This is a genomic window from Vibrio frigidus (assembly GCF_042465995.1).
Taxonomy (GTDB): Bacteria; Pseudomonadota; Gammaproteobacteria; order Enterobacterales; family Vibrionaceae; genus Vibrio.
In genome coordinates this window covers 23,527-29,968 of sequence record NZ_JBCDMC010000022.1, presented here as the reverse complement: position 1 = coordinate 29,968, position 6,442 = coordinate 23,527, and the positions used below count along the sequence as shown (strand labels likewise).

At 43.3% G+C, this 6,442-nt stretch carries 4 protein-coding genes and 1 tRNA gene; 2 read left to right on the top strand and 3 right to left on the bottom strand.

The genetic code is table 11. The annotated features are described in order from the left end of the window. Positions 1-360 precede the first annotated feature (360 nt). Positions 361-437: transfer RNA gene (locus AACW90_RS22260), tRNA-Pro, on the top strand. A 68-nt stretch (positions 438-505) separates the two neighbouring features. Here the strand turns inward: AACW90_RS22260 and AACW90_RS22255 are convergent. Together AACW90_RS22255 and AACW90_RS22250 are read right to left on the bottom strand one after the other, a co-directional pair. Continuing rightward, the gene (locus tag AACW90_RS22255; protein ID WP_390239111.1) at positions 506-1,366 is read right to left on the bottom strand and encodes a TraB/GumN family protein; all 861 of its coding nucleotides are present in this window, start codon (positions 1,364-1,366) and stop codon (positions 506-508) included. A 24-nt stretch (positions 1,367-1,390) separates the two neighbouring features. After that, positions 1,391-4,123 carry a heavy metal translocating P-type ATPase gene (locus tag AACW90_RS22250; RefSeq protein WP_390239108.1) on the bottom strand — a complete coding sequence of 911 codons (2,733 nt, stop codon included), beginning with the start codon at positions 4,121-4,123 and terminating at the stop codon, positions 1,391-1,393. A gap of 323 nt (positions 4,124-4,446) precedes the next feature. Here AACW90_RS22250 and gltX point away from each other — a divergent pair, with 323 nt between their 5' ends. Continuing rightward, positions 4,447-5,874 carry a glutamate--tRNA ligase gene (gene gltX, locus AACW90_RS22245; RefSeq protein WP_390239105.1) on the top strand — a complete coding sequence of 476 codons (1,428 nt, stop codon included), beginning with the start codon at positions 4,447-4,449 and terminating at the stop codon, positions 5,872-5,874. 69 nt (positions 5,875-5,943) lie between these two features. On the opposite strand, the gene AACW90_RS22240 is transcribed toward gltX, so the two are convergent. Then, entirely contained in the window at positions 5,944-6,438 is a 495-nt protein-coding gene (locus tag AACW90_RS22240) for a Fe3+-citrate ABC transporter substrate-binding protein (RefSeq protein WP_195705103.1), read from the bottom strand. Positions 6,439-6,442: the final 4 nt, after the last annotated feature.

Genomic DNA, 6,442 nt, shown 5'->3' with positions numbered 1-6,442 from the left:
AACCTGTCATCTCGATTAAAATGGGCCTATTTTCACGAAAACCAACGTCATCCCCATGAAAATGGGGATCTAAGATTCCCGTTTTCACGGGAATGACGAAGTATTTGGCACTAACCGAACGGCATTGGTCTAATGACGGGGCTTTTTGCATTCTAGAAAAGAATAAACATAGAAAGAGGGTAGGAACATAGGGGCGAGGGTTCGCCTGTTCTCAAATTCAGCTCTTCACTTAAGACATCAAACTCCGTCATCCTCACGAAAGTGGGGATCTAAACCCACAAAGATTCCCGTTTTCACGGGAATGACGGTGATAGTGGAGGTGACGTGAATAAAAATTTGACATATAATCAATGCCCTAATCGGATGCTAGCGCAGTTTGGTAGCGCACTACTCTGGGGGAGTAGGGGTCAGCGGTTCGAATCCGCTGCATCCGACCATATCACTCACTCTCTTGTTATTGTTCCACAATGTGGGACGTTAACAAGAGAGGAATGTAATATTTGGCTTAAAGGCAATCGATCGGGTTCTCTTTGGAAAGTTGAGTAATGCTAAATCCTTTCTCTGATAAAAGCGTAAGAAGATTCTCTTTTCCGACAAGGTGCAAAGCACCGACAACGACTAAAAACTTCCCTTCTGCAATAAATGAATGCGAGTCGAGTTTACTGGCCCAATTGTGGTTTCGTTGATAGATAAACTGATCACCGAGCTCATCCCCAATAGCACTTTGGATAGAGAGTTCAGCAAGCTGTTGTTTATTGCCTGCATGCCAACTTTCGACTAAACATTCGCTTACCTTTACATTTTCTTTCCAGTTCTCGATGGTGTCCGTTAATAATAATTGGCTTACTTTTGGATCGTTAGTAAATAGCCCCAATTGAAACTCTATAGATTCTAATGCCAATATTGTCTTGTCAAGATTGGTGGCTTGCTCCGTAATGTAGGTATCTATACCGAGTTGTTGGCTAAAGCCCATTTTTGAAAATTGAGATATTTGTAGCGTTATGGCAGTCTGCCACGCTGGGCTTGTTAAAAAAGCTCTGGGGCTGAACCCCAACTGACGATTAATCTCTTCTAGTTGTGCTTTCTGCTTTTCATTGAGTACTTCATCTGTCGACTGAGCATCAATACTCACTGTCGGTGTATCATCCGTTAGCTTAATCTCTGTAATGACGGCGTCGCTTGTTTGTAAAAACGCGGTGATCGCGGCTGGCAACGGGTACATCTGCGAGTTTCCCATATGGATCGACCCGAGTATCATTAACTCTTTGTCACCTTTGGTTGCTTTAAAATACAGCGGTTCTGCTGCGACAGAATAGCTCAATATTAGAGAAAGAAGCGTCAGCGATGTCTTGATTACAGTGTTCATTAAATCTCTCGAATTATGTAAGGCCTATTTTACTTTAAAAAATCTTAATCGGTTGGCGTTGCTGACCACCGTTATTGAAGATAACGCCATTGCCGCTCCTGCAAATACGGGGCTAAGTAGGAACCCAAACATAGGATACAGAACTCCGGCTGCAACTGGAATGCCAATGGCGTTATAGATAAAGGCTCCAAATAAATTTTGCTTCATATTCCTTACCGTTGCTTTTGATAACTCAATGGCACTATTTACAGCAATAGGAGAAGAATTGAGCAAGGTCATTTGAGCACTTTCTATCGCGACATCAGAGCCACTGCCCATTGCGATGCCAATATCGGCTTGTGCTAATGCAGGTGCGTCATTTATGCCGTCACCGACCATCGCCACTATCCTTCCTGACGATTGTAGGTTTTGTATATGTTGCGCTTTTTCGTCTGGGAGAACGCCGGCAATGACTTGTTTTATACCGATCTCTTTCGCAATTTTCTCTGCAACGATTTGATTGTCACCACTCAATAATACGACATTTATTTTATTTGCTTGTAGTAATGTGATTGCTTCAAGTGCGTCCTTTTTAATGGGATCTGAAATGGCGATTATTCCCGCGAATTGATGGTCAATACTTACCACTACTACGGTCCGCGCTTTAGCCAAATAGCTCGAAATATGGTTGTCTTCAATCTCAATACCTTGAGAGCGGATAAAATTAACTGAGCCTACAGAAACCGTCTTGCCCGAGACCTTACCGGATAAACCTTTACCCCTTTGATTTTGTACTTCAGTTGCCGCGTTCAAGGGTATGTTTTTCTCCTTCGCGAATTGACATATAGCCCCGGCTAACGGATGTTCAGAATGACTCTCGAGTGCATAAATGGATTGTAAGAATGTCTCTTCATCCATGCCATTTAGAACCTCAAGTTCTTGAATAGATGGTTTACCAAGCGTTAATGTCCCGGTTTTATCAAAAACGACGGTGTCGATTTTACTGGCGTTTTGCAACACATCGGCGTCTTTGATTAATATGCCAAGTTCTGCCGCCTTGCCAACCCCTACGGTAATAGAAAGCGGGGTGGCGAGTCCGAGTGCACAAGGACAAGCTATAATTAGGACCGTGGTCGATACAATCATCATGTAACTGGCTTTAGGATCTGGGCCAACCCACCACCAAATGAGCGCAGAAAAAATCGCAATGCCAACCACGACAGGGACAAATACTGCCGATATTGAATCTGCAAGTTTTGCGATAGCCGGTTTACTGCTTTGGGCTTGACGAACCAATTGAATGATTCTTGCCAGCATGGTTTGGTTGCCAACCCCTGTGGCGAGAATAAACAGACTGCCATCGTTGTTAATCGTACCCGCTGACACATTATCACCGATAACCTTTAGCTTTGGGATAGGTTCTCCTGTCAACATAGCTTCGTCGACGTAAGATTCACCTTCTACCACGTCTCCATCGACAGGGATTTTTTCTCCGGGTTTTATCAGTAATAACATCTCCTGTGTGATGGAACCGATCGGCATTACAATATCTTCGTCTCCTTGACGAACCGTGGCAGTTTTCACTTGAAGGCCAATTAAAGATTGTAACGATTCGGTCGTGCGTAGTTTGGCTTTCGCTTCTATATAGTGCCCAAGCGAGATTAATCCAATAATCATTGCACTGGCTTCAAAATAGACATGTCTTGAAGCCACTGGGAACCAACTAGGAAAGACAACAACCAGTATTGAATAGAACCATGCCGCGCCAGTCCCAAGAGCGACGAGCGTGTCCATGGTTGCGCGCTTGTGGATCAATGATTGCCACGCATTGGTATAAAAACTCCGACCAGCGGTTGCCAATAACAGGAGACAGACAACCCCGATACCTCCCCAGACCAATTGATCTGATAAATTGCGTATCATCATGTTGCCACCAAAAAGCCCCCATAGCATTAATGGAGCGCCCACAGACAGAGCGATAATAGTGCTTTTTTTGTGTCTTGTTTGAGCTTTAATATGCGCGGCTTGAAGTTCGGCTTGCTGACTTGCCTCGTCTTCAATAATGGATGCGCTGTATCCTGCGTCTTTGATTGACTTCAATAACAAATCACGGATGTTATCGTCGATATCTGTGGATATAACTGCGCTCTGCTCAGCTAGGTTAATTTGTGCTTTTTGCACCCCGTTAACGGTGAGACAGGCCTTCTCTACAGAAGCTACACAACTTGCGCAGGTCATGCCTTGTAAAACAAGGTTAAGCGTATTTGATTGCGGAGAGGTCAATGTTTTTTGAATGAAGGCTTTGGTTTCGGTTTTTGGTTCTACTAAAGCCGCCATTTCGAGGATGTTTTTGGCTTCTGGATCTGATTCTTGTTTTGGGTCTACATGTTCATCGGTTTCAGGTGTTGCATTAAATCCAAGGCTTTCCACTATCTCTATCACGGAATTCTGGTCTAGCGTGGTGACGAGTGACAGCGAAGTTTTGGAAACCTCAAATCGGGCAATCTGTGTATTTGTCGATAAGTTATCACGCACCTTTCCGACACACTTACCGCAACGTAAACCCGAGAGACTAAGTGTTATATGGTTTCCAGCTTGATATTTGTTACGTTCGATATCAGCGATGATCTCCTGTAATGGGCGCGAGGTATTAACCGACACGGATGTCTTGTTAATAGATAATAACTCGGTGTCGGAAAGGAGGGCTAGGCTCTGGGTTAACTTGTTTACGCATTTTCCACAACTTAAGCCACTAAGTGATATATCAAACTGAGTCATAATTCATTCCAATTTTATGCTGTTATCGTAAAGATAAACCTTAACCCTAAGGTAAGGTCAACACTTTAGTTGCCAAACTGTCATGTAGATAAAAGGAATTATTGAGAAAAAGAGCAACACGGTGTTAAAATACCGCTACTTTTGTCTTTACCCGTCATACTTGAAGTTGCATCGTTGTTGACGGCGCTCGCTTACCCCTACCGCATAGTAATCTATGTTTTTAGGGCTTTGCTTACTTGTCGCCTAGCTGCACCACCAACTATTTTGGGTATTTATCTATGCAGCATTTCAGCTGCACCTTTAATTTTCTAAGGTATTTATTAATGACGGTTAAAACTCGTTTTGCTCCTAGCCCTACAGGCTATCTTCACGTTGGTGGTGCACGAACAGCACTATACTCTTGGCTTTACGCTAAAAGCCAAGGTGGTGAATTCGTTTTACGTATTGAAGATACCGATATAGAACGTTCAACTCAAGAAGCGGTTGATGCGATTCTTGAAGGTATGCAGTGGATGGGTTTGGAATGGAATGAGGGCCCTTATTATCAAACCAAACGTTTCGACCGTTACAATGAGATGGTTGATAAACTTCTCGGTGAAGATAAAGCCTATAAGTGTTATGCCTCTAAGGCGCTACTTGACGAGATTCGTGCAGAGCAAGAAGCAAACAAAGAGATGGCGCGTTACGATGCAAACCATCCGAAGATTGTTGCGGTTAATGCTGCTGCGAATGAAGGTGACCCTTGTGTGATTCGATTCCGCAATCCGAAAGCAGGTAGCGTAGTATTTGATGACCAAATTCGTGGCCGAATTGAGATCAGCAACGAGCAGTTAGATGATTTGATTATTCGTCGTACTGATGGATCTCCAACGTATAATTTTTGTGTTGTCGTTGATGACTGGGACATGGGCATTACTCACGTTGTACGTGGCGAAGACCACATTAACAACACACCTCGCCAAATCAATATCTACCAAGCGTTAGGTGCGCCTATTCCAACGTTTGCACACTGTGCAATGATTCTAGGCGACGATGGCGCTAAACTATCTAAGCGTCACGGTGCCGTGAGTGTTATGCAGTATCGTGATGAGGGCTATCTACCCAATGCGTTGAACAATTATCTTGTTCGTTTAGGCTGGTCTCATGGAGACCAAGAGATTTTCTCACAAGAAGAGATGATTGAAATGTTTAGCCTAGACGCCATTAGCAAGTCGGCCTCAGCCTTCAATACTGACAAATTGAACTGGCTAAATAACCACTATATCAAGTCTTCAGAACCGGCTTATGTGGCAAAGCATTTACAATGGCATTTAGATACTCAAGGTATCAATAAAGAGAATGGTCCTGCTATCGAAGACGTGATCACTTTAGTCGGCGAACGTTGTAATACTTTGGTTGAACTTGCAAGCCAATCACGCTATTTTTATGAAGACTTCCAAGCGTTTGATGCCGCGGCGGCGAAAAAACATCTACGCGGTGTTGCTAAAGCGCCTTTAGAGTTGGCACTAAGCAAAATAGAAGCGCTTGAAGAGTGGTCAACAGAGAATCTTCATGGTGTCATTGAGCAGGTTTGCGCTGAGTTAGAAATTGGTATGGGTAAAATTGGTATGCCACTTCGCGTCGCAGTGACCGGTGGTGGTCAGTCACCTTCTGTTGATGTTGTCATGCAACTTGTTGGCAAAGATCGTGTGACGACTCGTATCAATATGGCGTTAGAGTTCATCGCCCAACGTGAAGCGAATGCACAATAAGTTTTATTGTCGTTAAGAGTAAAAAAACCTCACATTAATGTGAGGTTTTTTTTGTATGAAAATCAAGAGCTACTTTAAATCAATGCTGTTCAGTCTACCCATAAACAACAGTAGATCGATATTCTCTTTATGTGCTTCTAATAGCGCGCGCTTGGCTTTTGAATAGGCCGCGAGTTTTCCGTGCTTATCAATAGAGCAAACCGTGCTGCGGTAATTAAATTTACCGTCACCCAAGTATTCTCGCCACTTAGCAATGTAATATCCTTGGCTAGTTTCCGGGTCTTTGGATTTATAGATAATCTTGGGTTCTAAATCATGGGGAAGGCGAGTCATCAGATAGGCGTCTTTTAGCAGTCGGTGCCAAAATTTACCCCACATTTCTTTTCCGAGTTCGTTTCTTTTCTGAAGGGCTTTTTCTAGTGCTTTCTTTTCGCCAATCCGAATGAACCCCACTGAACGATGTAAGATAGTATCGTCTGGTGTATGGATATGTATTTTGTAAGCGGTCTTACCTTTAGAAATAAAACGGTGACCGGTATTGGATGTTAGATTACTTTTACTCATCATC